The sequence below is a fragment of the Nocardioides sp. NBC_00163 genome, assembly GCF_045206295.1.
Lineage (GTDB): Bacteria > Actinomycetota > Actinomycetes > Propionibacteriales > Nocardioidaceae > Nocardioides.
Window position 1 is genome coordinate 2,931,532 of record NZ_CP108155.1, and the last position, 22,813, is coordinate 2,954,344.

At 68.5% G+C, this 22,813-nt stretch carries 24 protein-coding genes and 3 tRNA genes; 12 read left to right on the forward strand and 15 right to left on the reverse strand.

Annotation, left to right across the window (positions count from 1 at the left end; all coding sequences use genetic code 11):
* Positions 1-17: 17 nt before the first annotated feature.
* Entirely contained in the window at positions 18-2,105 is a 2,088-nt protein-coding gene (locus OG801_RS14105) for a YhgE/Pip family protein (RefSeq protein ID WP_406036174.1), read from the reverse strand.
* The gene (locus OG801_RS14110; protein WP_406036175.1) at positions 2,102-4,801 is read right to left on the reverse strand and encodes an MMPL family transporter; all 2,700 of its coding nucleotides are present in this window, start codon (positions 4,799-4,801) and stop codon (positions 2,102-2,104) included. Before OG801_RS14110 ends, OG801_RS14105 begins: the two co-directional genes overlap by 4 nt.
* 61 nt (positions 4,802-4,862) lie before the next feature.
* Between OG801_RS14110 and OG801_RS14115 the strand changes: the two genes are divergently transcribed.
* Positions 4,863-5,483: a TetR/AcrR family transcriptional regulator gene (locus OG801_RS14115; RefSeq protein ID WP_406036176.1), complete on the forward strand. Its 621-nt coding sequence runs from the start codon at positions 4,863-4,865 to the stop codon at positions 5,481-5,483.
* 47 nt (positions 5,484-5,530) lie between these two features.
* Positions 5,531-6,757 carry a TerC family protein gene (locus OG801_RS14120; RefSeq protein WP_355021844.1) on the forward strand — a complete coding sequence of 409 codons (1,227 nt, stop codon included), beginning with the start codon at positions 5,531-5,533 and terminating at the stop codon, positions 6,755-6,757.
* A gap of 10 nt (positions 6,758-6,767) precedes the next feature.
* Here the strand turns inward: OG801_RS14120 and OG801_RS14125 are convergent, their stop codons facing one another.
* Positions 6,768-8,102 carry a serine/threonine-protein kinase gene (locus OG801_RS14125; RefSeq protein WP_406036177.1) on the reverse strand — a complete coding sequence of 445 codons (1,335 nt, stop codon included), beginning with the start codon at positions 8,100-8,102 and terminating at the stop codon, positions 6,768-6,770.
* A 113-nt stretch (positions 8,103-8,215) separates the two neighbouring features.
* On the reverse strand, positions 8,216-9,166 hold the full coding sequence (locus OG801_RS14130) for an AraC family transcriptional regulator (RefSeq protein WP_406036178.1): 951 nt from the start codon (positions 9,164-9,166) through the stop codon (positions 8,216-8,218).
* A 137-nt stretch (positions 9,167-9,303) separates the two neighbouring features.
* On the opposite strand from OG801_RS14130, the gene OG801_RS14135 reads away from it, so the two are divergent.
* A complete protein-coding gene (locus tag OG801_RS14135; RefSeq protein WP_355021841.1) occupies positions 9,304-10,056 on the forward strand; it encodes an SDR family oxidoreductase in 753 nt (250 codons plus the stop codon).
* A 95-nt stretch (positions 10,057-10,151) separates the two neighbouring features.
* On the opposite strand, the gene OG801_RS14140 is transcribed toward OG801_RS14135, so the two are convergent.
* Genes OG801_RS14140 through OG801_RS14155 form a run of 4 tightly spaced genes read right to left on the reverse strand, consistent with a single transcriptional unit; the run spans position 10,152 to position 12,167 of the window.
* Positions 10,152-10,994, reverse strand: a complete 843-nt coding sequence (locus tag OG801_RS14140) for an alpha/beta fold hydrolase (RefSeq protein WP_406036179.1) — start codon at positions 10,992-10,994, stop codon at positions 10,152-10,154.
* Positions 10,995-11,053: 59 nt separating this feature from the next.
* Entirely contained in the window at positions 11,054-11,608 is a 555-nt protein-coding gene (locus tag OG801_RS14145; protein ID WP_406036180.1) for an NADPH-dependent F420 reductase, read from the reverse strand.
* Positions 11,605-11,847: a (4Fe-4S)-binding protein gene (locus OG801_RS14150; protein ID WP_355021838.1), complete on the reverse strand. Its 243-nt coding sequence runs from the start codon at positions 11,845-11,847 to the stop codon at positions 11,605-11,607. The genes OG801_RS14145 and OG801_RS14150 overlap by 4 nt, the downstream gene beginning before the upstream one ends.
* A 2-nt stretch (positions 11,848-11,849) precedes the next feature.
* Positions 11,850-12,167, reverse strand: coding sequence for a GNAT family N-acetyltransferase (locus OG801_RS14155; RefSeq protein WP_406036181.1), 318 nt, complete (start codon positions 12,165-12,167; stop codon positions 11,850-11,852).
* A 92-nt stretch (positions 12,168-12,259) separates the two neighbouring features.
* Here OG801_RS14155 and OG801_RS14160 point away from each other — a divergent pair, with 92 nt between their 5' ends.
* From OG801_RS14160 to OG801_RS14170, 3 genes are read left to right on the forward strand one after another with little or no spacing between them, the layout of a single operon-like run.
* On the forward strand, positions 12,260-13,447 hold the full coding sequence (locus OG801_RS14160) for a CE1758 family FMN-dependent luciferase-like monooxygenase (protein ID WP_406036182.1): 1,188 nt from the start codon (positions 12,260-12,262) through the stop codon (positions 13,445-13,447).
* The gene (locus OG801_RS14165) at positions 13,447-14,133 is read left to right on the forward strand and encodes a CE1759 family FMN reductase (protein WP_406036183.1); all 687 of its coding nucleotides are present in this window, start codon (positions 13,447-13,449) and stop codon (positions 14,131-14,133) included. The genes OG801_RS14160 and OG801_RS14165 overlap by 1 nt, the downstream gene beginning before the upstream one ends.
* Positions 14,130-14,780 carry an NAD(P)H-binding protein gene (locus OG801_RS14170; RefSeq protein WP_406036184.1) on the forward strand — a complete coding sequence of 217 codons (651 nt, stop codon included), beginning with the start codon at positions 14,130-14,132 and terminating at the stop codon, positions 14,778-14,780. The genes OG801_RS14165 and OG801_RS14170 overlap by 4 nt, the downstream gene beginning before the upstream one ends.
* Here the strand turns inward: OG801_RS14170 and OG801_RS14175 are convergent, their stop codons facing one another.
* Together OG801_RS14175 and OG801_RS14180 are read right to left on the reverse strand one after the other, a co-directional pair.
* Entirely contained in the window at positions 14,781-15,179 is a 399-nt protein-coding gene (locus OG801_RS14175; protein WP_406036185.1) for a MarR family winged helix-turn-helix transcriptional regulator, read from the reverse strand.
* A 173-nt stretch (positions 15,180-15,352) separates the two neighbouring features.
* A complete protein-coding gene (locus OG801_RS14180; protein ID WP_355021835.1) occupies positions 15,353-16,264 on the reverse strand; it encodes an AraC family transcriptional regulator in 912 nt (303 codons plus the stop codon).
* 73 nt (positions 16,265-16,337) lie between these two features.
* On the opposite strand from OG801_RS14180, the gene OG801_RS14185 reads away from it, so the two are divergent.
* The 4 genes from OG801_RS14185 (at position 16,338) to OG801_RS14200 (ending at position 19,548) form a co-directional block, all read left to right on the forward strand.
* The gene (locus tag OG801_RS14185) at positions 16,338-17,126 is read left to right on the forward strand and encodes an NAD(P)H-binding protein (RefSeq protein ID WP_406036186.1); all 789 of its coding nucleotides are present in this window, start codon (positions 16,338-16,340) and stop codon (positions 17,124-17,126) included.
* Complete coding sequence (locus OG801_RS14190) at positions 17,123-17,557, forward strand: anthrone oxygenase family protein (RefSeq protein ID WP_406036187.1); 435 nt, start codon at positions 17,123-17,125, stop codon at positions 17,555-17,557. Before OG801_RS14185 ends, OG801_RS14190 begins: the two co-directional genes overlap by 4 nt.
* 276 nt (positions 17,558-17,833) lie before the next feature.
* A complete protein-coding gene (locus tag OG801_RS14195) occupies positions 17,834-18,337 on the forward strand; it encodes a hypothetical protein (RefSeq protein WP_406036188.1) in 504 nt (167 codons plus the stop codon).
* Positions 18,337-19,548 (forward strand): PrsW family intramembrane metalloprotease, encoded by a 1,212-nt coding sequence (locus OG801_RS14200; protein ID WP_355021831.1) that lies wholly within the window; start codon positions 18,337-18,339, stop codon positions 19,546-19,548. The genes OG801_RS14195 and OG801_RS14200 overlap by 1 nt, the downstream gene beginning before the upstream one ends.
* Positions 19,549-19,745: 197 nt before the next feature.
* Here the strand turns inward: OG801_RS14200 and OG801_RS14205 are convergent.
* Positions 19,746-19,818 (reverse strand) — tRNA-Arg (locus OG801_RS14205).
* A gap of 149 nt (positions 19,819-19,967) precedes the next feature.
* On the opposite strand from OG801_RS14205, the gene OG801_RS14210 reads away from it, so the two are divergent.
* On the forward strand, positions 19,968-20,999 hold the full coding sequence (locus OG801_RS14210) for a LuxR family transcriptional regulator (protein WP_355021830.1): 1,032 nt from the start codon (positions 19,968-19,970) through the stop codon (positions 20,997-20,999).
* A 385-nt stretch (positions 21,000-21,384) separates the two neighbouring features.
* Here the strand turns inward: OG801_RS14210 and OG801_RS14215 are convergent.
* Positions 21,385-21,478: transfer RNA gene (locus tag OG801_RS14215), tRNA-Ser, on the reverse strand.
* A gap of 43 nt (positions 21,479-21,521) precedes the next feature.
* Entirely contained in the window at positions 21,522-22,016 is a 495-nt protein-coding gene (locus OG801_RS14220; protein WP_406036274.1) for a hypothetical protein, read from the reverse strand.
* 69 nt (positions 22,017-22,085) lie between these two features.
* On the opposite strand from OG801_RS14220, the gene OG801_RS14225 reads away from it, so the two are divergent.
* The gene (locus OG801_RS14225; RefSeq protein ID WP_406036189.1) at positions 22,086-22,412 is read left to right on the forward strand and encodes a hypothetical protein; all 327 of its coding nucleotides are present in this window, start codon (positions 22,086-22,088) and stop codon (positions 22,410-22,412) included.
* A 3-nt stretch (positions 22,413-22,415) separates the two neighbouring features.
* On the opposite strand, the gene OG801_RS14230 is transcribed toward OG801_RS14225, so the two are convergent.
* Positions 22,416-22,503, reverse strand: a tRNA-Ser gene (locus OG801_RS14230).
* 43 nt (positions 22,504-22,546) lie between these two features.
* A complete protein-coding gene (locus OG801_RS14235; protein WP_355021828.1) occupies positions 22,547-22,777 on the reverse strand; it encodes a biotin/lipoyl-binding carrier protein in 231 nt (76 codons plus the stop codon).
* Between the last annotated feature and the right edge of the window lie 36 nt (positions 22,778-22,813).

A 22,813-nucleotide genomic window follows, 5' to 3' on the forward strand; every position in this document is an offset into this window, starting at 1 on the left:
CATGGGGCGGCACCCCGTCAGGCAGCAGCCGCTCCGCGGATCTCCGCCACAGACGTACGCTGCGCCCGGCCCGCCGCGAAGAGGCTGACCGCCACCGCGAGCAGGAGCCAGAGGACCAGGCCTCCGACCGGCGCACCGACCGCGGCACCGCTCTGCGCGACGGCGACCCCGCGGAGCGCCTCGGCCGCGAGCGGGACCGGCAGGATGCCCGCGAGCGCACCGAACGGCGCGGAGGCCGTGGCGACCGGCAACAGCCCGCCGAGAGAGACCAGCTGCAGGGCGATGAACGCGAGCGAGATCAGCCAGCCACGGCGCTGGCCGGCGAGCGCGACGACGGCCTGGTGGACCGCGACGAACACCGACGCGGCGAGCACCGCGATCCCGACCGTGGCGATCGGCTGCGCGAGATCGGCGCCGAGAAGATCAGCGACGACCACGAGGAGCACCGCCTGCGCCAGCCCGACGAGAGCCGCCGGCCACAGACCGGCGAAGGTGAGCCGCCCCGCCGTGAGCGCCTCCCGCAGCCGCCCGGCGGGGAAGGCCGGCCGGAGCAGGTAGATCGCGAGCGCACCGAGCCACAGCGCCAGCGCGATCACCGCCGGCGCCAGCCGGGTCGCCCCCGACGTGGATGGGCCGGAAGCGACCGAGACCTGCACCGGGTCGGCGACGACCTCGGCCTGCTTCTCACCGGGAACCGCGATCTGCGAGGCACCGTCGTCGAGACCCGAGGCCAGCGAGTCAGCGCCCTCGGTCAGCGAGGACGTACCGGAGGAGAGGTCGTCGGCCCCGGAGGCCAGCGAAGCCGAACCGCTCTCGAGCTGCTTGGTCCCGGAGGCGAGCTGATCGGCCCCCGAGGCCAGCTCGGTGGCGCCGTCGTTGGTCTTCCCGAGGCCGGACTCGAGCTCACGCGCGCCCTTGGCGAGGCGGGCGTTGGCGTCGGCGACCTGGGACGCCCCGGACGCGACCTTCCCGGCACCGTCCGCCGCCGACGAGATCCCTCCGGTCAGCTCAGGAGCCGCCTGCGAAAGGGCGGAAGCCCCCGAGGCGACCTGCGCCGCCCCTGCTGCGAGCTGGTCCGCCTGCCCGCCGCCGGAGCCGACCGCCGAGGCGGTGGCGCCGCACAGCTGCGGCTTGGAGGCCGCGAGCAGCGGGTCGCTCGCGCACGCCTGCGCCCAGCCTTTGGCGAGCTGGGTGTAGCCGGCCACGCCCTCCGAAACCTGCGAGGCGCCGGTCGCAAGCGACGAGGCCTGCGAGGGGAGGCCCGCGGTCGACCTGTCGAGCTGGTCGAGCCCTCCGCTCAGCTCGTCGGCACCGGCGGCCAGCGAGGACGCGCCCTTCGACGCCTTGCCCGCGCCCCCGGCCAACGTTCCCGCACCCGACTCCAGCCGCGCGGTCCCGCCGGCGAGCGTGTCGAGCCCGCCCGCAACCTGCGAGGCGCCGTCGGCAGCCCCGGCCGCACCGAAGCTGAGCGACCGAGCACCGTCGGCGACCTTCCCGGCACCCGAGTCGGCGGCAGCGGTGCCGTCGGCGAGCTGGTCGGCCCCGTCGGCGGCCGAGTCCAGGCTGGTCTTGAGCTTCCCGGTCTGGTCCCGGACCCCGTCGAGGTAGGTCGTCGTGACCGTACGCCCCAGGGTCGATGCCGACTGCCGCGCGACCTGACGAGCGATCTCGGCGGTCACCTCGCTGGAGGCGTCGGACGCCTCGACACTGACCCGGCCGGCACTCGGGTCGCTCCCCTGCACCCCGGACAGCGTCTTGGACAGGTCCTTGGGGATCGTGATCACGGCCGCGTACGTCCCGTCCGCGTAGCCCTCCCGTGCATCCGCTGCATCGGTGAGCTCCCAGCCGAGCGTGGGGCTCGCGGACGAGCCCGAGGAGGAGACGAGGTCCGCGGCCAGCGCCCGGCCGGCGTAGACCGTCTGCTTGTCCTTCCCGCTCCCCGTCGTCACCGGCTCATCGAGGTTGACCACGGCGGCGGGCACCTTGTCGAGGTTCTCGGCGCGGTCGCTGAGCGCGACGAGCGCGAGCACCGTCACGACGACCGGCAGCAGGATCGCGGCCGCCACCAGGCGGCGGCCCGACCACCATGATTTCGTACGCTTCATCGGACTGTCTCCAGGTCGGCGACCGAAGCCGCGGGGTCGGTGAGCTCAGGGTCGGGTGTGGTGCGTGCGGGCGCGGCATGAGCGATCGCGTCCGCGACCTGTGGCGCCGCGGGCAACGACGGCATCCCGAGCAGGACCGTCGTGCCCCGCGAGGTCAGTGCGGACAGGGCCGCGAGCTGCCCGCTGTCGAGCGAGGTCGGGCTGTCGATGGCGACCAGCGCCGGCACCCGCCGAGCACCCACGACCCGGAGCGCCTCCGCTACGTCGCCGACGAGAGCTGCCCGGGCACGCACAGCGCCTGCTTCCTCCGGCAGCAGCCGGTCGAGCACGACCAGCTGCCCCGAGAAGCCGAGCCGCCCGGTGAGAACAGCGAGCGCGGCGGTCCGCGCAACCGGGTCGGCCCCGTGGACGATCCCGAGCCCTCCCGGCCGCAGGTGAAGATCGAACGGCGCGAGCGCCTCCGACACCTCGACCTGCCGTGCGCGGACCGCGACCTCGCCGTTGGCGGCGACGTGGTCGGCGTGCTCGAGGTGGTGGATGAGCGCCTCACCCTCGATGTCGAGGACCGGCATCCGCCGGTCCAACCAGGCCGGCAGCCACCAGGCACCGCGTCCGAGCAGGGCGAGCACCGCCGGCACCAGCGTCATCCGCACCAGGAACGCGTCCACGAGCACCCCCACGGTGAGGCCCAGCGCCATCGGCTTCACGATCGGATCGCCGTTGGGCACGAAGGCCGCGAAGACGGCGATCATGATGATCGCCGCGGCGGTGACGACGCGGGCGCTGGCGGCGAACCCGGTGTCCACGGACCGCCGGGCGTCGCCGGTGTGGACGAAGTCCTCCCGCATCCGGGAGACCAGGAACACCTCGTAGTCCATCGCGAGCCCGAAGAGCACGCCCATCAGGATGATCGGGAAGAACGCGATCACCGGGCCGACCTTGGCGACGTTGAACAGGTCGGCACCCCAGCCCCACTCGAAGACCGCGGCGACCACCCCGAACGAGGCCGCCACCGACAGCACGTAGCCCAGCGTCGCCTTCAACGGGACCGCGATCGAGCGGAACACGATCGTCAGCAGGATCAGCGACAGCCCGACGACGACGGCCCCGAACGGCAGGATCGCACCGGACAGACGCGCGCTGACGTCGATCGCGACCGCAGTCTGCCCGGTGACCATGACGTCCTCGATCCCGAACCGCTCCGCCAGGTCTGCCGAGTCCGCACGGATCTCCTTGACCAGCGCTGCGGTCGCCGGGTCGCTCTTCTCGGTGGTCGGGTAGATCACCACGAGCCCGAGGTCGGCGGTCCGGTTCGGCGTGGCCAGCGCGACCTTCTGCACCCCGTCATAGGTCCCGAGCGCCTTGCCGAAGTCGTCCATCACCCCGATCGGGTCGGTGGTGTCGATGATGTCCGCGGTCACGAACAGCGGCGCGTTGTAGCCCGGCCCGAAGTCGCGGCTGATCAGGTCGTACGTCTCCCGCGGAGCACTCCCAGGCTCGGCGCTGCCGTTGTCGTTGAGCCCTAGCGCGAGGTCGCGCGCGGGGATCGCCAGGACGGCGATCACCAGCAGCGAGACCACGACGGTGAGGACCGGCACCTTGGTCACCAGCCGCACCCAGCGTGCCCCGAGGGTGGTGGCGTGAGGCCGCCCCTCCGCGACAGCCTCACGCCGGTGGGCCCGAGACCCAGGCTTGGGCCGGAGCCGCTCACCCGCGAGCGCGAGGAGCGCCGGCACGGCGGTGAGCGCGACGAGCACGGCGACCAGGACGGCCGAGGCTGCTGCGTACCCCATGACCGCCAGGAACGGGATGCCCGCCACCACGAGGCCGCACAGCGCGATGATGACCGTGACACCCGCGAAGATGACCGCGCTGCCGGCGGTGGCGACCGCGCGGGCGATCGACTCCTCCACCCCGAGACCGGTGGCGAGCTGGCTGCGGTGCCGGGCGATCACGAACAGCGCGTAGTCGATCCCGACCGCGAGCCCGATCATCAGCGCGAGGGTGGGGGTGGTGGCCGAGATCGTGGTGGCCGCGGCGACCGAGAAGATCCCCGCCATCGCGATCGCCACCCCGAGCAGCGCGGTCAGGATCGGCAGGCCGGCGGCCAGCAGCGACCCGAACGTGATCGCCAGGACGAGCAGGGCGATGAGGATCCCGATCCCCTCCGTCGCGCTGACGTGCACCCCGGTGACGGAGTACGCATCCCCACCGACGTGGACCTCAAGCGAAGACCCCGACGGCAGCTCCGCAGCTTCTTCCAGATCCGAGGTCACACCCTCGGGGAGCTCGTCGAGACCGAGGTCGAACTGCACCGTCGCCAGCGCGTCCCGGCCGTTGTCGCTGACGGTCCTGCTCTCCGCGGCCAGCGGGTCGGTGACCGTCGCGACGTGGTCCACCTTCTCGACCCGCGCGAGCACCTTCTCGATCTCTTGGCGGTGGTCGTCGATCTTCTCCCCCTCGGGAGCGACGAAAACCAGCTGGGCAGAGGTCCCGGAGACCTCGGGGAAGCGCTGCGTGAGCGCGTCCAGACCCTGCTGGGACTCGGTGCCCGGGATCGTGAAGTCGTTCTGCAGCTTGCCGCCGAGCGAGACGGTCAGCGCACCCAGGAGCACCGCGAGCAGGAGCCAGAGCGCCAGCACGGTCTTGGCGTGGCGGGCGACCTGTCGGCCCAGCCGGTAGAGGTAGGAGGACACGTTCAATACATTAACGCATTCAATACAAAAGTGTATCGTTGGCGTATGTGAGGATTGCTACATGACCGAGGTGAAGGCCCCCAGGCGACGTACGAACACCCGCGCCCGGCTGCTGTCCGCGGCCGTCGATGTCTTTGTCGAGCGCGGGGCGCGCCGGGTCACCGTCGACGACCTGGTCAGCGCGGCCGGCTACACGCGCGGAGCGTTCTACTCCAACTTCGGCAGCGTCGAGGAGGTGCTGCTCGAGGCGTTCAAGGAGGAGTCCGAGCGGCTGATCGAGGCCGTACGCACCGCCGTCGGCGAGCACAGCGACGCCGACTCGAGCGGATCACTGATCGGCGCGGCATTCGACGCGATCCGCCCCCTCCAGGACCGCTGGTTCGTCCTGCAGAGCGAGGTGGTGCTGCAGAGTCTGCGCGACCCCGACGCGCGCGAGATCAGCTCGGCGACGTTCACCGCGCTCAGCGAGCAGCTCGTCGAGGTCGTCGATCTCGCGCTGGACCGCCTCGACCGCACCTCCACGATGCCGACCGACCTCCTCGCCCAGACGATGATGGGCGTGTTCCTCCACAGCGTCACGATGCGTACGATCCGCCCCGACGACCCCCGTGCCGACCGGCTTCTCGAAGACGCGCTCCCCCAGATCATCGATGGTCTGTCGATCCCGAGGACCTCCGCCTAGGCTGAGGTCCGGTCCCACTCTCGGGTCGACTCTCAGGGGGTTGTCACATGGGCGCACCGACATGGGTGTGGCTGGTCACGGTGGTCGCGATCGTCGGCCTGCTCGCGTTCGACTACGTCTTCCACGTACGCAAGGCCCACACGCCAACGCTGAAGGAGGCGGCCACCTGGTCGGCGGTATACGTCGCGATCGCGCTGCTGTTCGGCGTCGGCGTGCTGATCTTCGGCGGCGGCACGATGGGCGGGGAGTACTTCGCCGGCTACATCACGGAGAAGGCGCTCTCGGTCGACAACCTGTTCGTCTTCCTGATCATCATGACGAGCTTCCGGGTGCCGCGGGAGGACCAGCAGAAGGTGCTCCTCTTCGGGATCACGTTCTCGCTGATCGCCCGCACCGGGTTCATCTTCGTTGGCGCCGCACTGATCAACACCTTCGCCTGGGTGTTCTACCTGTTCGGCCTGATCCTGCTGATGACGGCCGGCAACATGCTGAAGCCCGACAACGACTCCCACGGGGAGAACGTCGTCGTCCGCCTGGCCCGACGGCTGTTCCACGTCAGCGAGCACTACGACGGCGACAAGCTCTTCACGGTGGAGAACGGCAAGCGCATCCTGACGCCGATGCTGCTGGTGATGGTGGCCATCGGCGGCACCGACATCCTCTTCGCCCTCGACTCGATCCCGGCGATCTTCGGCCTCACCCAGAACGTCTACCTCGTCTTCACCGCGACCGCGTTCTCGCTGCTGGGCCTGCGCCAGCTCTACTTCCTGCTCGACGGCCTGCTCGACCGGCTCATCTTCCTGTCCTACGGGCTGGCCGCGATCCTCGCCTTCATCGGCGTGAAGCTGATCCTGCACGCCCTCCACGAGAACAACATCCCGTTCATCAACGACGGCGATCCCGTGCACGTCGTCGAGATCAGCACCGGCCTTTCCCTGACCGTCATCCTCGGCGTACTCGTCGTGACCGTCGTCGCCTCACTCTTCAGCAAGCGCGGCCGCGCGAAGAACGCGATCGGCAACGCCCGCCGGCACGCCGCCGCCTACCTCGACTCCGAATACACCGCCGACCCGGCCGAGCGCGAGCGCATCCACAACGCCCTCCTCGCCGAGCGCGACATCATCGTCTCCCTCGGCCCGAAGTATCTGCAGATCGCACGCGAGGAGACCCCTCTCATGGAGCTCCTCGAAGCCGCCCTCGCCAGCCACACCGCCGCCGTGGAACGCGGCGAAGCCACTCCCGCAGGACCGCCGAAGATCCTGCGCGACGAGTGAGCTGCGGTTTCTAGCAGCAGACGACCTGCTGCACTTTGAACAGCGTGTCCTCCTGGCGCTGCATATTGACGTAGCCCTGGTCCACCCAGACCACGCGGAACAGGCCGTCCCCGAGGTCCTCGACCCGCCGCTCGCCGCCGGCGTCGAGGTCTTCGAGGATGTGGTAGTAGAAGCCGTCGCCGCCGTTGGCGTCATCGGTGCAGTCCCACGCGGCCGCGTCGTCGAGATCGGGGATGTAGAGGCCCGCGGCCTCGCAGTCACCCGCCTGGAGTGCGTCGACGAACCGTACGGCCGCGGTCTCCGCGCCGCTGACCGGCTGCCCCGCCGCGGTCTCCGCGCCGCCGGCCGGATCCTCGGCCGGGCCGCCGCGTGCGACGAACCAGGTCGCGGCGCCGCCCAGCACCAGGGCGGCGACAACGGCGGCCGCGACGAGGACGGCGTTGTGCCGGCGGCGTGCGGGCGGCTGCGGCTGCGGCTGCGTTGGGGACGGCGAACGGAGCACGGTCTGCGCGTCCGAAGGGGGAGGTACGTCGACCGCCCGCCCCGCGGCCGCGGCGGTGAGTGCTGCGGCGAAGCTCCCCGCGTCCGGCCAGCGGTCCTCGGCCCTCGGCTCCAGGGCGCGCATGATCACCGCCGACACCGTTGCAGGCACGGGCGCAACCGTGCCGAGCTCGGGAACCCGGGACACAACCGTCAACGCCGGCGCGGGCGAGCGGCCCGCGAACATCGCCCACGCGACCGCGCCCAGGCTGCGTACGTCCGCGCGATGGTCGATCGGCAGGGACTCGTCGAACTGCTCGGGCGCCATGTAGGCGGGCGTCCCGATCTGCCGGGTCACCTCAGAGTGCTGGTCTAGCGCGCGGGCCACACCGAGGTCGGCGACCATCGCGCGCAGCCGCCCGTCGGACCCCCCGGTGAGCAGGATGTTGGCGGGCTTCACGTCGCGGTGGATGACCGAGCGAACGTGCAGTGCGTCGAGGCCGGACGCAGCCTGTGCCACCAGGTCCGCAACCAGCTGCGGCGGCATCCCCTGAGGGTGCTGGGCGATCAGCTCCGCGACGCTTCCCCCGTCGGCGTACGACATCACGAAGTAGGGCGCACCTGTCGGGGTCTCGCCGATGTCGTGGACCGAGACGACATGGGGCGAGTCGACCGACCGGAGGAAGCGCGCCTCCTGCAGGAACCGCTCCCGGATGTCGGCCGCCTGCGTCCACTGGGCACTGAGGACTTTCACGGCAACGGGCGAGTCGAGGTCGGGGTCGTGGTAGAGCCACACCTCGGCGAATCCGCCGGAACCGAGAGGCTTGACCTGGCGCAGGCGCCCGAGGGTCTGAGGAAGGGTCACCGGGACATTATGAGGCCAGGCTCCAGCCGGCACGCGCGACCCGTGGATCTCGCCGGCCGCCACTCCTGCTGCGGACAGGGGTGAACTCGCTGCGGAGCGGAACCGGATCGCCTTCAGCTTCCGTTCGCGGCCGAGCGGCGTTCCTGGTCCCGGAACTTCGTGGGTGATGAGCCGACCACGCGGCGGAACGCGGTGCTGAACGCGCTCTCGGACTGGTAGCCGGTGGCTCGTGCGAGCTCAGAGATCGACAGCGCGTCGCGAGCGAGGGCGTCGCGAGCGAGGCTCATGCGCCACTGAATGAGGTACTCCAGGGGCGGGACCCCGACGTGGCTCTTGAAGGCCTGGGCGAACGCGGAGCGGGACATGTGGCTGATCTCGGCGAGTTCGTTGAGGTTCCAGGAGTGGGCCACGTCCGCGTGCACTGCACGTAGCGCGGCGCCGATGCCGTCCTCGTTCAGGGCGCCCAGCCAGCCGGTGGGCCGGTCTGTCTGGCCGGCGTGAGCGCGCAGCATGTGAACCAGCAGGATCTGTGCGAGATGGTTCTGCACCAGCGGGCCGCCGGCAGCGGTGACCGCGACCTCGGTGGCCAGGAGATCGATCAGCTGACCGAGTCGGCTGCCATGAGGATCAGCAGCGCGGACGATCACGAGCGGCGGCAGTAGATCGGTCAGGAGGGCCGCGTTCTGGTCGTCGAACGCGATGTGCCCGACGCAGAGGTAGAGGTCGTTCTCGGACTCCGGGCCGATCCGGACGAACCCGTCCTCGGCCCCCGCCCACACCGCCTCCGCCGGCCGCGGGCTGACGTCGGGCGTGCTGGCCAGTACGTACGGCGGCGGGTTGCCCAGCATGAAGGTGTCACCCTCGCGCAGGAGCACCGGTTCATGCCCTTCGAGGATCAGCCAGCACTTGCCGCGTACCAGACCGCCGATCCGCACGTGCAGGAACGTGTCGAAGCTCAACGCCCACTCACCCACGGCCCGAAGGCTGGGCCCGATCACCGTGTGGGGCTTGAGCAGGCCGATCGCGTCGGCCACTGGATCCTGGAAGCCGAGCACCACCGACACCTCCTGGACGATACGTAAAGGATCGCGGACTTTGGATTATGGATCTTACTGCAATGGCGTCGCAGTATCGATGTCGTAGGTAGATCACCGGCCACGAATACAGATCGGCAACTAGCGAAGTGATGGAGAAGACTCACATGGGACATTTGGACGGCAAGACCGCGGTAGTCACCGGCGGAAGCAGCGGGATCGGCCTAGCCGCCGCCGTGCGACTGGCGGACGAGGGCGCGTATGTGTTCGTCACCGGGCGGCGTGAGGCCGAACTGGAGGCCGCCGTCAAGACCATCGGATCGGACCGGGCCACGGGCGTGACGGGAGATATCTCCAAGTTGGCCGACCTGGACCGGCTCTACGACGCGGTCCGGACCCACGGCAACGGGTTGGACGTACTCGTGGCGAACGCGGCGGTTGGCACGTTCGTGACGTTGGAGCAGACCACCGAGGAGCACTTCGACCAGACCTTCGGGGTCAACACCCGAGGCACTCTGTTCACCGTGCAGAAGGCGCTCCCGCTGCTCAACGACGGCGCCTCGGTCATCCTGACCGGCTCCACGGCGGCCGACCGTGGCATGGAGGCGTTCGGCGCGTACGCGGCATCGAAGGCGGCGGTACGCTCCTTCGCGCGGACCTGGTCCACCGAGCTCAAGAGCCGGGGCATCCGGGTCAACGTGATCTCGCCGGCATGGATCGAGACTCCCGGGGGAACCGCGGCTTTCGGCGACGAGGAGACCGCCCGGGCCATGAAGGAACATGTCGCAGCGACCGTGGCCAAGGGCCGCATGGGTCAGCCTGAGGAGGCCGCCGCGGTCGTGGCGTTCCTGGCCTCGGAGCAGAGCAGCTACGTCGTCGGCTCGAACCTCTACGTCGACGGCGGAGAGAACCAGACCTGAGCCCAGACCTGAGAAGGGCACGAGCCGTTCCACCGATGGGGCCATCGACGTCGCCGCCCAGTTGCCGTTCTCGAGGTCCTTCGCGCGGGCGATGATCACCTACGGAGGAACTCCTTGAGGGCAACGTTGACCTCGTCCGCATGGGTCCACAGGAGGCCGTGAGGAGCGCCCTCGACCTCGACGTAATCGGCGTCAGGGACCGCCATGTGGAAACGGCGTGCCGTGGCGTCGATGGGAAGGATGTTGTCCTTCGTACCGTGCAGGATCAGCGTCGGCTTGCCGGCCGCGCGAACCGCGTCGACATCGCTGCGGAAGTCCTCGATCCAGGCCGGGACGACTGCGTACGCGGCCACCGGCGCGCTGCCGATCGCGACGTTCCAGCTACCGGTGACGGCCTCCTGGCTGATGCGAGAGCCGAGGTTCTCATCCAGGTTGTAGAAGTCCTTGAAGAACTGGGTGAACCAGGCGTAGCGGTCGTCCTTGGCCGCCGCGGCGATGCCGTCGAACACGTCCTGCGGGACGCCCTCGGGGTTGTCGTCGCGCTGAACGAGGAACGGCTCGAGGGACGCGAGGAACGCGAGCTTCGCGACGCGCTCATGCCCGTATCGGGCGACGTACCGCGCGAGTTCACCGGTGCCCATCGAGAACCCCACGAGTACGACGTCGCTCAGCTCGAGGGTCTCGAGGACCGTGTTCAGGTCGGCGGCGAAGGTGTCGTAGTCGTAGCCGCTGCCGACCTTGGACGAGCGCCCGAAGCCGCGGCGATCGTAGGTGATCACCCGGTAGCCCGCCGCGAGCAGCTCGCGCGTCTGCTTCTCCCAGCTGTGGCCGTTCAGCGGATACCCGTGGATGAGAACCACGGGCTGTCCGATTCCCTGATCCTCGTAGTACAGCTCGACCGGCGTGCTGTTCTCCTGCCCAACAGTGATGAAAGCCATCATCTTTCCCTTCTGTCTGCGTAGGGGGTATCGATATAGGGGGACATTCGAGGCGGGGGTCAGAGCTGTTCCGGCGGCGCCATGCGGTAGACGAACTCGCCGAGGCCGGACTGCGAGATAGCGAAGATCGTGCCGGCGAGGCCCTCTTGAGTGGCGGCCATGCTCAAGTCGCCCAGGCGGACCGCGTCGAACCCGGCATCGTGGCTGAGCCGGCTGACCACGTCGTGGGCTTCGTCGTCGCCGGACCACAGGTTGCTCGGCCGTACGCGAGCACCGGCGACCCGGCCGAAGAGCGAGGCGAAGTTGGTGCTGAACGCCTTGGCCGTGGTCCCGCCGGTCACCGACTTGACGTACTCGGCGTTGGAGGAGAACCCGGCCGGAGGGCGCGCGTCGCCGTAGAGGTTGGTGGCGTCGAGCACGGTCTTGCCATCGAGCCCGGCGACCGATGACAGCGCTGCCTCTACCGCGGCTCCTGGGACGGCGAGCAGCACAGCTTCGGCGCCACCGGCGTCACCACCGGCTCGCCCCAGCCTGATCACCTGGTGGCCGGCACGCTCCCACAGATCGGCCAGTCCACCGCCGATGTTGCCGCGCCCGATCACTGTGATGTTCATGCCGACCACGACCCGTCGGGGTGATCGACGACGCGAAGGGCGCCGGAAGGACAGCGCCCGATCACCTCTCGCAGGGTCTGAGCGGTTCCCTCCGAACCGGCTTGCGTGGGGTCGATCCACGGCCGAGCGGATGGATCGAAGACGGCGGGCATCCCACGTACGCACTCGGCCGCGTGCTGACACACATCACCGTCGAACGAGACGTCGACCACGGGCCCGGTGTAGGTCTTGCGCGCCATGGTCAGTCCTTCGCCGTCGACGGGGGCACACGCTTCACGAGTGCGACGTACTCGCGGTGGTTCCCGATCCAGCCCTTGATGAACGGGCACAGCGGCATCACCTTGCGCTCGCTGCCGTCGCGGACGTCGTCGAGCGCGAACCTGGCGATCGCGGAGCCGACGCCCTTCCCCTCGTAGGCCGGGTCGACCTCGGTGTGGGTGAACACGATCAGGTCGGTGGCGAGGATGTACTCCGCGAACCCCACCACGGATCCGTCCACGCGCGCTTCGTAGCGCAGGCGCTCCGGCGCATGTGCGACCTCAATATCGACGTCTGTCATCTCTCGTCCTTGCTCGGTCTGTGTATTTGTTTGTGCGCACAAGTAATCTACTCGTGCAGTCAAGTTGCTCCCTTCCAGCGTAAGGACCACGCATGCAGTTCGGGATCTTCAGCGTCGGGGACGTCACCCAGGACCCGACCACCGGCTACACCCAGAGCGAGGCGGAACGCATCCGCAACATCGTCCGCATCGCGCAGCGAGCCGACGAGGTGGGCCTGGACGTCTTCGCCATCGGCGAGCACCACAACCCGCCGTTCATCCCCTCGTCGCCCACGACCCTGCTCGGTCACATCGCGGCACTGACGGAGCGAATCATCCTCAGCACATCGGTGACGCTGATGACGACCAACGACCCCGTCAAGGTCGCCGAGGACTACGCGATGCTCCAGCACCTCGCCGATGGCCGGCTCGACGTGATGCTCGGAAGGGGCAACACCGTCCCGGTCTACCCCTGGTTCGGGAAGGACATCCGCCAGGGCGTTGCCCTGGCGCTGGAGAACTACAACCTGCTCCACCGGCTGTGGCGGGAGGACGTCGTGGATTGGGAGGGCAAGTTCAGGACTCCATTGCAGGGTTTCACCTCGACGCCGCGACCACTGGACGATGTCGCGCCGTTCGTCTGGCACGGCTCGATCAGAACTCCCGAGATCGCCGAGCAGGCGGCGTACTACGGCAACGGCTTCTTCGCCAATCACATCCTGGCCCCCAATCTCGCCTTCAAGCCGCTCGTCGACCTCTACCGCAAGCGGTTCGAGCACTATGGCCACGGAACCGCGGAGCAGGCGATCGTCGGTCTCGGTGGGCAGGCGTTCATCGCCCGTCGGTCGCAGGATGCGGTCGAAAGGTTCCGCCCGTACTTCGAGGCGTTCCCCGTCTTCCGCGGAGCGCGCCTGGAGGACTGGATGACGGGTACGCCGCTGACGGTCGGCAGTCCGCAGGAGGTCATCGACAAGACGCTGACGTTCCAGGAAGGCTTCGGCGACTACCAGCGCCAGCTCTTCTCGGTCGACAGCATGGGGCTGCCTGTCGAGGTCGCACTGGAGCAGGTCGAGATCCTCGGAACCGAGGTCGTTCCAGTTCTGCGCAAGGAGATGGAGTCGCGCCGCGCGCCAGGTGTTCCCGAGGCACCGACCCATGCCTCGTTGGTCGCAGCCAAGTACGGCGACGGCGAGCCCCGCCAGCCGCGGCCGAACCCGAATCGTGGCGACAACCTGTCCGGCCCCTCCCCCTACCAGGACAGCGACCCGACCGTCACCGCCCAGTTCCCGGCGGCGCTGTGATGAGCGACGTGACCATCGCCGTCCTCACCGCCGGCGTCAGCGACCCGTCCTCGACCCGGCTCCTCGCCGACCGAGCGGCCCAACGTACTGCCGACGCCCTGGGCGCCTCCGACCTGAGCGCGACGTTCCTCTCGATCGATCTGTCGACGGTCGCGGTCGACATCGCCCAGGCACTGGTCTCAGGCATGCCGAGTCGAAAGGTCACCGCCGCCATCGAGGACCTCGCGGAGTCCGACGCGATCATCGCGAGCACGCCGGTCTACAAGGCCGGGATCAGCGGGCTGTTCAAGTCCTTCGCGGACCTTCTCGACAACGACCTGCTCATCGCCAAGCCCGTCATCCTGGCCGCCACAGGAGGCACGAGCCGGCACGCCATGGTCGTCGACGAGCAGCTCCGGCCACTGTTCGCGTTCCTGCGTGCGATCCCGATGCCGACATCCCTGTACGCCGCCCCCGAGGACTGGAGCTCCCCAGAGCTGGGCGACCGGATCTCCCGAGCGGCCGGCGAGCTGGCCATCTTCCTGCGGAACGGCACCGGCCCCCAGATCGCCGAACAGAACTGGGGCCGCCATCGACATCAGTTCGGCGGCACCGCTGTGGGCGCGCCACAATCGGTCGACGATGTCGACTTCTCGACCGACCTGATGCGTCTCGCGGCCGGCGGCGAAAGGGAGCAAGGAACGTGAAGGTATTCATTCTCGGCATCAGCGGGGCGATCGGCGCTCTGCTGGCCGACAAGCTGACCGCGGGAGGGACCGAGGTTCACGGGCTGGTCAGAAAACCGGCACAGCAAGTCGACCTCGCTGCCCGCGGCGCCGAGACCACGCTCGGCGAACTGAGCACGATGTCAGCCGCGGAGCTGGCACGCGCCGCAAGCGGATCTGATGCGATCGTCTACACCGCAGGCTCCAACGGCGGCGCCCGCGAAGTGACCAAGGCGATCGATGGTGACGGCGTCACCAAGGCTCTGGAGGCAGCACGCCTGGCGGGAGTCAGCCGGTTCGTACTGGTCTCTGTCCTCCCCGAGTCGTGGCGCGAGCGGGACAACCCGGACGAGGTCGAGTACTACTTCGCCGTCAAGAAGCAGGCTGACATCGCCGTCACCCGCAGCGACCTCGACTGGGTGATCCTCCGCCCCTCGCTCCTTGTCGACGACCCCGCGCTCGGCACGATCTCACTCGGCCCGGCCGAGGCCCACGGCGAGATCGCCCGCGCAGACGTCGCCGAGACCCTCACCGAACTGCTTCTCGAGCCACGCATCCGACGACAGATCCTCGAACTCAACACCGGCACCACCCCGGTCCGCGAGGCCGTCCGGGCCAACGTCTACTGATCAGCGGCCTCGGCGGCGAACCGGCGGCCCGACCTCGGCCTGAGCGATCGCCGCGAGAGCATCGGCGAACGCGGCCAGATCGACGTTCTGGAGATGATCCATCACGTGGCGCCGGACGCTCTCCAGGTGCACCGGCCAAGCCTTCTTCAGACACTTCAATCCGGCCGGGGTCAAGCGCGCCAGCTGGCCGCGACCGTCCGCCGTCGAACGGACCCGCTCGACCAAGCCCGTCCGCTCCAACCGCTCCACGACACGGGTCAGCCCGCTGACCGAGATCGATACGTAGTTGGCGAGCTCGCTCATGCGCAACGAGCGCTCGGGAGCCTCCGACAGGTTCATCAGCACGGTGTACTCCGTGAGACTCAGGCCCTCCGACTGTATGAGATCGGAGTCGAGCACCCGCGGAATCACCACGACTGCCCGCCCCAACGCACGCCAGGCAGTCTCCTCCTCGGGCGACAGTGGGGCCACCTCCCCAGCTGCTGCACGCCGACCATCCATACCAACGAGGCTAGCGGGTAGTTGCTTGACGTAATAACGATCCCCACAGGCGGTCGAGGTCCCACAGGGCTTCAGGCGACGTGGCGGCTCCGGAAGGATGTCGGTGAGGTGCCGTGGAGACGCTTGAAGGCCGCGCTGAGGGCGAACGGGTTCGCGTAGCCGACGCGGGCGGCGATCGCCGACAGGGTCAGGTCCGTGCCGATCAGCAGGTCGGCGGCGAGGGCGAGACGCCACCGGGTCAGGTACGCCAACGGCGGCTCGCCGACATGCTCGGTGAAGCGCCGGGCCAGAGCGGCTCGCGAGAGACCGACCTGCTCACCGAGGCCGGCGACCGTCCAGGGCAGCTGCGGGTGCTGTTCCATGGCCCGCAGCACCGCGGCCACCGCGTCATCGGCGGGAAGTGCCGGGGAGGCCGAGAGCACCTCGCGCACGGCTTTGACCACGAGTACGTCCAGCAGCCGGTCGAGCAGGGCCGCCTGGCCGGCCTCCTCGCGCACCAGCTCTGCGGACAGGAGGTCGACGACGGCGGTGTCGAAGCCGCGCAGCACCACGCTGGTTGGCAGCCGGGACAACAGCAGCGCGCCCACCGAGGTCTCGCGCTCATAGGTCCCGATGAGCATCACGGTCGCCTCCGGCGAGCGGCTGTTCCCCCAGGTGCGTACGCCCAAGGCCAGCTCCTCGGCCAGCAGCGCCCCGTTCGGGTCGACACAGACCTGGCCGGGCAGGATCCGGATGTCGGCGGGGCGATCGGCCGAGTCGGCGATGACATAGGTCGCCGGCCCGCGGCACACGATCACGTCACCTGCCGCCACCTCCTGTGGTCCCTCGCAGCCGGTGAAGACCGCCTGGCCGCGTGCGATCGCGATGACCGTGAGCGGCACCTCGTCCTCGGCGGTGATCGACCACTCGCCGGCGAACACGGCCTTCAACAGGAAGGCGGCCTGGGCCCGTGGACCATCCATGAGCAGATCCAGTGACGACATGGTGAGACGATAACGCATGCTGCCTGGAGCCGAACGTATTCCACCGTCGCTCGCCTGAGGACAGATTAGAGGCATGACAACTCTCATCACCGGCGCCACCGGCAAGACCGGCCAGCGCGTCGCCCGCCGTCTCCAGACCCTCGACCACGACGTACGTGCCGTCACCCGCCACACGGCACCCCGGTTCGACTGGCACGACCAGACCACTTGGTCCGAGGCCGTCGAAGGTTGCGAGTCGGCCTACCTGACCTTCCAGCCCGACCTCGGTCTGCCGGGTGCCGACGAGATCATCGGCGCGTTCGCCGCCCAGGCGGTCGCCGCGGGCTGCAGCCGGCTCGTACTGCTCTCCGGCCGTGGCGAGGAGGGTGCCCAGCGAGCCGAGCAGGCCATGATGGCCTCGGGTGCCGAGTGGACGATCCTGCGTTCGGCCTTCTTCATGCAGAACTTCACCGAAGGTGCGTTCGCGGACGAGCTAGCCGCTGGGTCGCTCACCATGGTCGAGCACACCGTCGCCGAGCCGTTCGTCGACGCCGACGACATCGCCGCCGTCGCCGTCGCAGCCCTCCTCGACAAGGGCTACGTCGGCCGGGTCCTGGAGCTCACCGGGCCGCAGCTGCTCACCTTCGAGGAGGCCGCGCACGCCATCGGCGGGCCCACCGTGACGTACCGCTCCATGCCCACCGAGGACTACGTCGCGGTCCTGACCGCGGCCGGGCTGCCGCCGGCCGACGCGGCGGGACTGGCGTACCTGTTCGAGGAGGTTCTCGACGGACGCAACGCCTACGTGACCGGCGATGTCGAGGCGGTCCTGGGCCGCGCAGCACGAAGCATCGATGATCTCGACCGGGGTGAGCAGTCATGAGCGAGGTCGTACTCACCGGCGCGAGACTGCTCAACGGCGTCACCGCCGGCATCTACATCGCGTTCCTGGTCGCCTTCATGCCGGCATTGCACGGCCAGCCCGACGACGTCTACGCGCGGGTCATGAACCGGCTCAACGTGGTCATCGTCAACCCGGTGTTCCTGGCCTTCTTCCTGGGCGCCCCGCTCCTGGCGCTGATCCTCCTCGGATGGCACCGGGGCCCGCTCTCCATCACCGCCGCCTGCCTCGCCGTGGCCGCCGTCGTCATCACCTTCGCGGCGAACCTGCCGCTGAACGACGCCCTGGCCAACGGCGGCGCCGTGTCCTCGTTCGAGAAGCCGTGGCTGATCTTCCACACCCTACGAACCCTCACCGCAACCGGCGCCTTCGTCTTTCTCAGCCTGCCCGGGACGGTCGCGGATCGGGCCTAGGCGCCCGAGCAACGTGACGTCAGCCGCAGTCTGGCAGATCGGCTGCGAGCCGTGGGCACCGCAGCGTACCTTCGTCCACGACGTATCGTCGAGGAACCAAGCAGGTCGGCAGGGGGCCGGGCTGCGACGGTGGACGTCATGGCGTGAGGGGGTGGGATGACGTCGTCGCAGGTGGATCGACGGGTGCCTGTGGAACACAGGTGGCTGGGTCTGGACCGGAGGTCGATTCCGTACGCATTGGTTGCGTTCGCGGTCTTGGCCCTCTGGGCGTGGGTGATGCCTTGGGTCGACGACCAGGTGGCATGGGACGACTCGACACGTACGGGTGAGGCATTCCAGGTGACCGAGGATGTGACGATGGCGGTCCCGCCCGGGTGGGGAGTGGTCGCCGGTCTGCGGACGACGGACGACCCGCGCACGGGTGAACAGGCGGCCGATCAGGTCGTGCTGGTCAAGAACGGGGTGGCGTTCTCGATTCTGCAGGGCCCGTTCGACGAGAGCCCGGTGCGGCTGCTCGACCAGGCCGCGCGGATCACCGGCGCGTCGACGGAGGGGTACCACGTCTCGAGCGAGACACGTGATGTCACGACGGCTGCAGGGCTGCGCGGGGTTGCCTCAGAGTTCACCACCCCCGAGGGCGCGGGAGTCGTGACCGCGTTCGTCGTCGATGGCCGCGGCATCGAGATCCAGACCGCGGGCCCGCAGTCCCAGCTAACCGCGATGCGGACGGAGACCGACGCGATGATCGACTCCCTCGCCAAGAGTGGAGACGAGTCCTGATGAGCACCACGACCGACGCGGCCAGCACGCCCGACATCCCCGCGACCCCTGAACTGCTAGCGCGGCGTACGGCGGCGATGGCGGAGTCCGGTTGGGGAGCCAGCTTCCACCTCTTCCAGCCCCGCAACCTGTGTCTGTGGGTCTACCTGGTGCTCGTCGTCATCGGCGCTCACCAGCTCTATCAGATCGCAGTCCCCACGGCGGGGGTGTTCGCGGAGGCCGACATCGCCGGGGTCGCGTCGGCCGGCGTCTTCTGTCTGGTGTTCCTGCTGTTCCTCCATTACTTCGACCGCTACGAGCGCACCCCGGCACTGCTGGCTGCGACCGCGTTCATCGGTGGCGGGATCGGCGCCCCGTGGGCGATGGCTCTACCCGGCAATGCCGCGTTGATGGACATCTACACCAAGACCTTCGGCCAAGCCTGGGCAACAGACTGGAAGGCCGGCCTCACAGCACCCTTCGTGGAGGAGACCACCAAGGGCGCGGTATTCCTGCTGATGCTCGGGCTCGCGCCGGTGGTCATCCGCACCGTCTACGACGCACTCATCGTCGGGGCCTACGTCGGCCTGGGCTTCCAGGTCCTCGAGGACATGCTCTACGGCCAGAACAGCGCCTACCAGAACTTCGGGGTCGACCAGGTCGGGTCGGTGCTGCACACCTTCGTCCTCCGGTCCGCAACCGGGGTCGCCTCCCACGCGATGTACACCGCGATCTTCGCGGCCGGCATCCTCTACCTCGTCGGCACCCGCGCCCAGCCACGCCGTGTCGGCCGCGGGCTACTGCTGATGGCGGCGGCCGTGCTCGTCCACGGCCTCTGGGACTCGATGCTCGCCCTCAGCAACGCCAACGGTTTCGTCATGGCTGCGCTGATGATCGGCATCACCCTCACCAGCATCGGGACGCTCCTCGTGGCACTTCGCTGGGGCGCGCACCGCGAGCGCGGCTGGCTGCGCGACGTGCTGGCACCGGAGGTCGCCAACGGCACCATCACCGACCTCGAGCTCACCGCCCTTACCGGTGAGCCGTCGCGCCGGCGCAAGGACCGCAAAGCGGCAATCGGAGGGCGTGCCGACGGCGTCAGCAAGCGCCGCCAGAAACACGTCCTCGCCGCCAGCCTCGATCTAGCCCACGATCTCTCCGAGAGCAACGGCAAGGACACCTCGTCCGTACAGCACTCCCGCGCCGAGATCCAACGACTCCGGACCCATTGAGTTTCGCACCGTGTTCGAGCGTTTGGACGCTGTGCATCGATGCAGAGGAACCAGCGGGCTCGTTCACGGGCGCGTCCTCGACCCCGCCAACCTTGGCGTGCGTCGGGGAAGCGACGTGGAGCCGGGGCTCAAGGTGGGAAAAGAAGAACCGCCTCGTCCCAGCGATCTGGCTGAGATGAGGCGGTTTCAACGTGCTGCGCGCCTGTAGGGATTCGAACCCCAAACCTTCTGATCCGTAGTCAGATGCTCTATCCGTTGAGCTACAGGCGCAGTGTTACCGAAGCAACGTGTAGAAGATTAGCGGAAGATGGTCCGTGACCAGAAATCGCCACGTGTGAGAAGATCTGGCGCTAGCCACAGCATCGGGGAGGTGGAGCGTGAGCAGACGTCGACCCACGCCGTCCGGCGAGGAGATGAACGTGAAGGACGAACGACACGCACCCAGGACGCGTGCGCTGATCGAGGCCAAGGGCATCGAGCTCTTCGAACTCATCGCGAATCAGGGCGGGATCCCCGTGTCGGACCCACGGGTCAGCGAGGACGGGGAGTACGCGGGCGCGTTGGCAGCTCTTGCGGAGCTGGGGCTCGTCCGCAATCCCGACGAGGCACCAGACACCTGGGTGACCGTCGACCCGGCGACCGTGCAGGCGCAAGTCGTCACACCCATTACCCAGGAGGGGATCAGGCTCCTCCAGGAGTCGGCTGAGTGGGCCAACGACTTCACCGCCCTGCACAGCGCTTGGCGCCGCTCGACGCCGGCCGATCAACGTGGGGGTGGCATCACCAACCTCCATCGGCCACAGATCCAGCCGTACATCGATTCTCTGGTTGCGGAATGCGAATTCGAGGCGCTCACCGCGCAGCCGCAGGCAACGCGTGATCCCAGCGTGCTCGCGGAAACCGCCCGTAAAGACGCCGCGCTCCTCAGGCGCGGCGTGAAGATGCGGACGCTCTACCAGCATGCGGCCCGCCGCCACTCTGCGACCAGGGACTACGTCGTCGCGGTCTCACAAGCGGGAGGCGAAGTCCGGACACTGGACGAGTTCTTCAACAAGATCCTCATTTTCGACCGGCGTGTTGCGATCATCCCGGGACCCGACGGGATCGATACGGCCATAGCAGTGCGGGAGCCTGCCATCGTGGCCTATCTGGTCGATGTCTATGAGCGATCGTGGGAACGAGCCCGCCCCTTCTCCGCAGCGGACACATCGACGATGAAAGAGGTGGCCGGCGAGCAGCGTTCGATGACCCTGCGCATGTTGATCGAAGGGCATTCCGACCCCGCTGCATCGAAACGCCTTGGCGTGAGCCCGCGAACGTACGCCGGCTATGTCTCCGATCTCAAGGACGAGTTCGGAGCGGACACTCGGTTCCAACTTGGCTATGAAATCGGCCGCAGCGATGCCGAGACCGACAGGCTCGGCAGCGCTACGCCTCCATCGCGCAACTGATGCCGGTGAACGATGTGACCACTGATCACCGGCATCGGGCGCCGCACATCACCAGCTGGTGTCGTCGCTCCCAGCGATCCAGCTGGTGTCAGCCTGATTGATCCAGCTGGTGTCGGCCTGAGCCGGGGCCGTAGCGAACAAGCTAACGACGACCGTTGCAGCGGAGGCCAGAGCAAGAGCCGCCGCAGTGCGTACGAGCTTCATAGATTTCCCTTCATGGTCTCGAGGCCGCGGTTGTCGCCGAGAGGCCTACGCATCCAAGTATGCTGCCAGCCGCAGGTTACGAACAACCTGTGTGCCGATGTACGAACCTCTGCACAACACAAAGATGCAGGTCAGAATACGTTTGGCCCCCTTTGTTGAAGGGGGCCAAACACATGGAAACTGGCGGAGGCGGAGGGATTTGAACCCTCGATGGGGTTTAAGCCCCAAACTCGATTAGCAGTCGAGCGCCATAGACCGGACTAGGCGACGCCTCCATACCGCTCGAACAGGCTACAAGACCCGCACTCCCGGGGCCAATCAGGGCGCGTCGGACGAACCCGAAGTGGTGTCGAGAGGCTTGATGGTGGCCTTCAGGTAGCCCTGGAGCTCGCGTACGAACTGCTCTCGGTCGATGCTGAGGATGGTCACCGGGATCGTGGTGGCGCCGCCCTTCTTGAGCCGCAGCTCCAGGCACGGAGTGCCGGCGGGCATGGTGGTCACCGCCTCCTGGATGTCGACCCAGCGAGCCTCGCGCACACCGGCGCCTCGCACGAACGCGACCCGGTAGCCCTGGGCGCTCGCGCGCAGGACGTACGCCTTGTTGCGAAGCCACCAGCCGAACCCGATCACCGCGGCGACGCCGACGACGAGCGGGATGAAGAGCCACGCGAAGTCGATCCGGGCCGCGATCACGACGGCCGTGCCGGCGAAGACCAGGAGCGCCAGGCCGACCATGGCGGCGCCGACGAGGCGGGCCTGCACGGCTGGCGCGAGGCGGTAGTAGGTGAGCTCAGCAGATGACACGCTCCCCATTGTGGCCGACACGGGAGCCGAGAGCCGCATCGGCTTGCTCCTTTACGTGACCTAGGTCACAATCTGCTCATGACAGGTGTGCTTCCCAATATGTCGGATGCTCTTCGGGCCCTGGATACCGCAATCGCCGCTCCCCGTCCGGGGGCCAACGTCGGTCTCTGGCGCTGGTCGGTGCGCCAGCGCCTCGGAGGCGTACGTGATGCGTTGCTGGTCCTCGACACCGGTCAGGAGTGGCACGCCCTCAGCGATGTCAGCGCGCTCCGCGACCGCGGCACGCTGCTGAGCAGGCTCGCCGTCCTCGCGGACGACGTCCTCGACCGCACCGACCTCGAGGATCTGCTCCTCGAGCTGCGGCGGTTGATGATCGACGTGGATCGCCACCTGCAAGAGGTCTAGCTCTGGCAGAGGGGGCGGGATTCGAACCCGCGGTAGGTCTCCCTACGACCGCTTTCAAGGCGGTTCCGATCGGCCACTCCGGCACCCCTCCATGCGCCCGTGGGCGCGTCAATGGAGTCTAGTAGCCCGAAGCCTCAGGCGCTCAACTCGACGAGAACGTCGCCTTCCTGGACGACGTCTCCGGAGGCGACCTTGACCGCCACCACGGTGCCCGGGGCCTCGGCGAGGACCGGGATCTCCATCTTCATGGACTCCAGCAGCATGACGGTGTCCCCGACGGCCACCTTGTCCCCGGGTTGCACTCCGACGCTCATGACGTTCGCGACCATCTCGGCAGCGATCGTGGTGGGGGTTCTGCGGCTCATACCCCAGAACCTATGGGTTACCGCATGGTAGCCCTA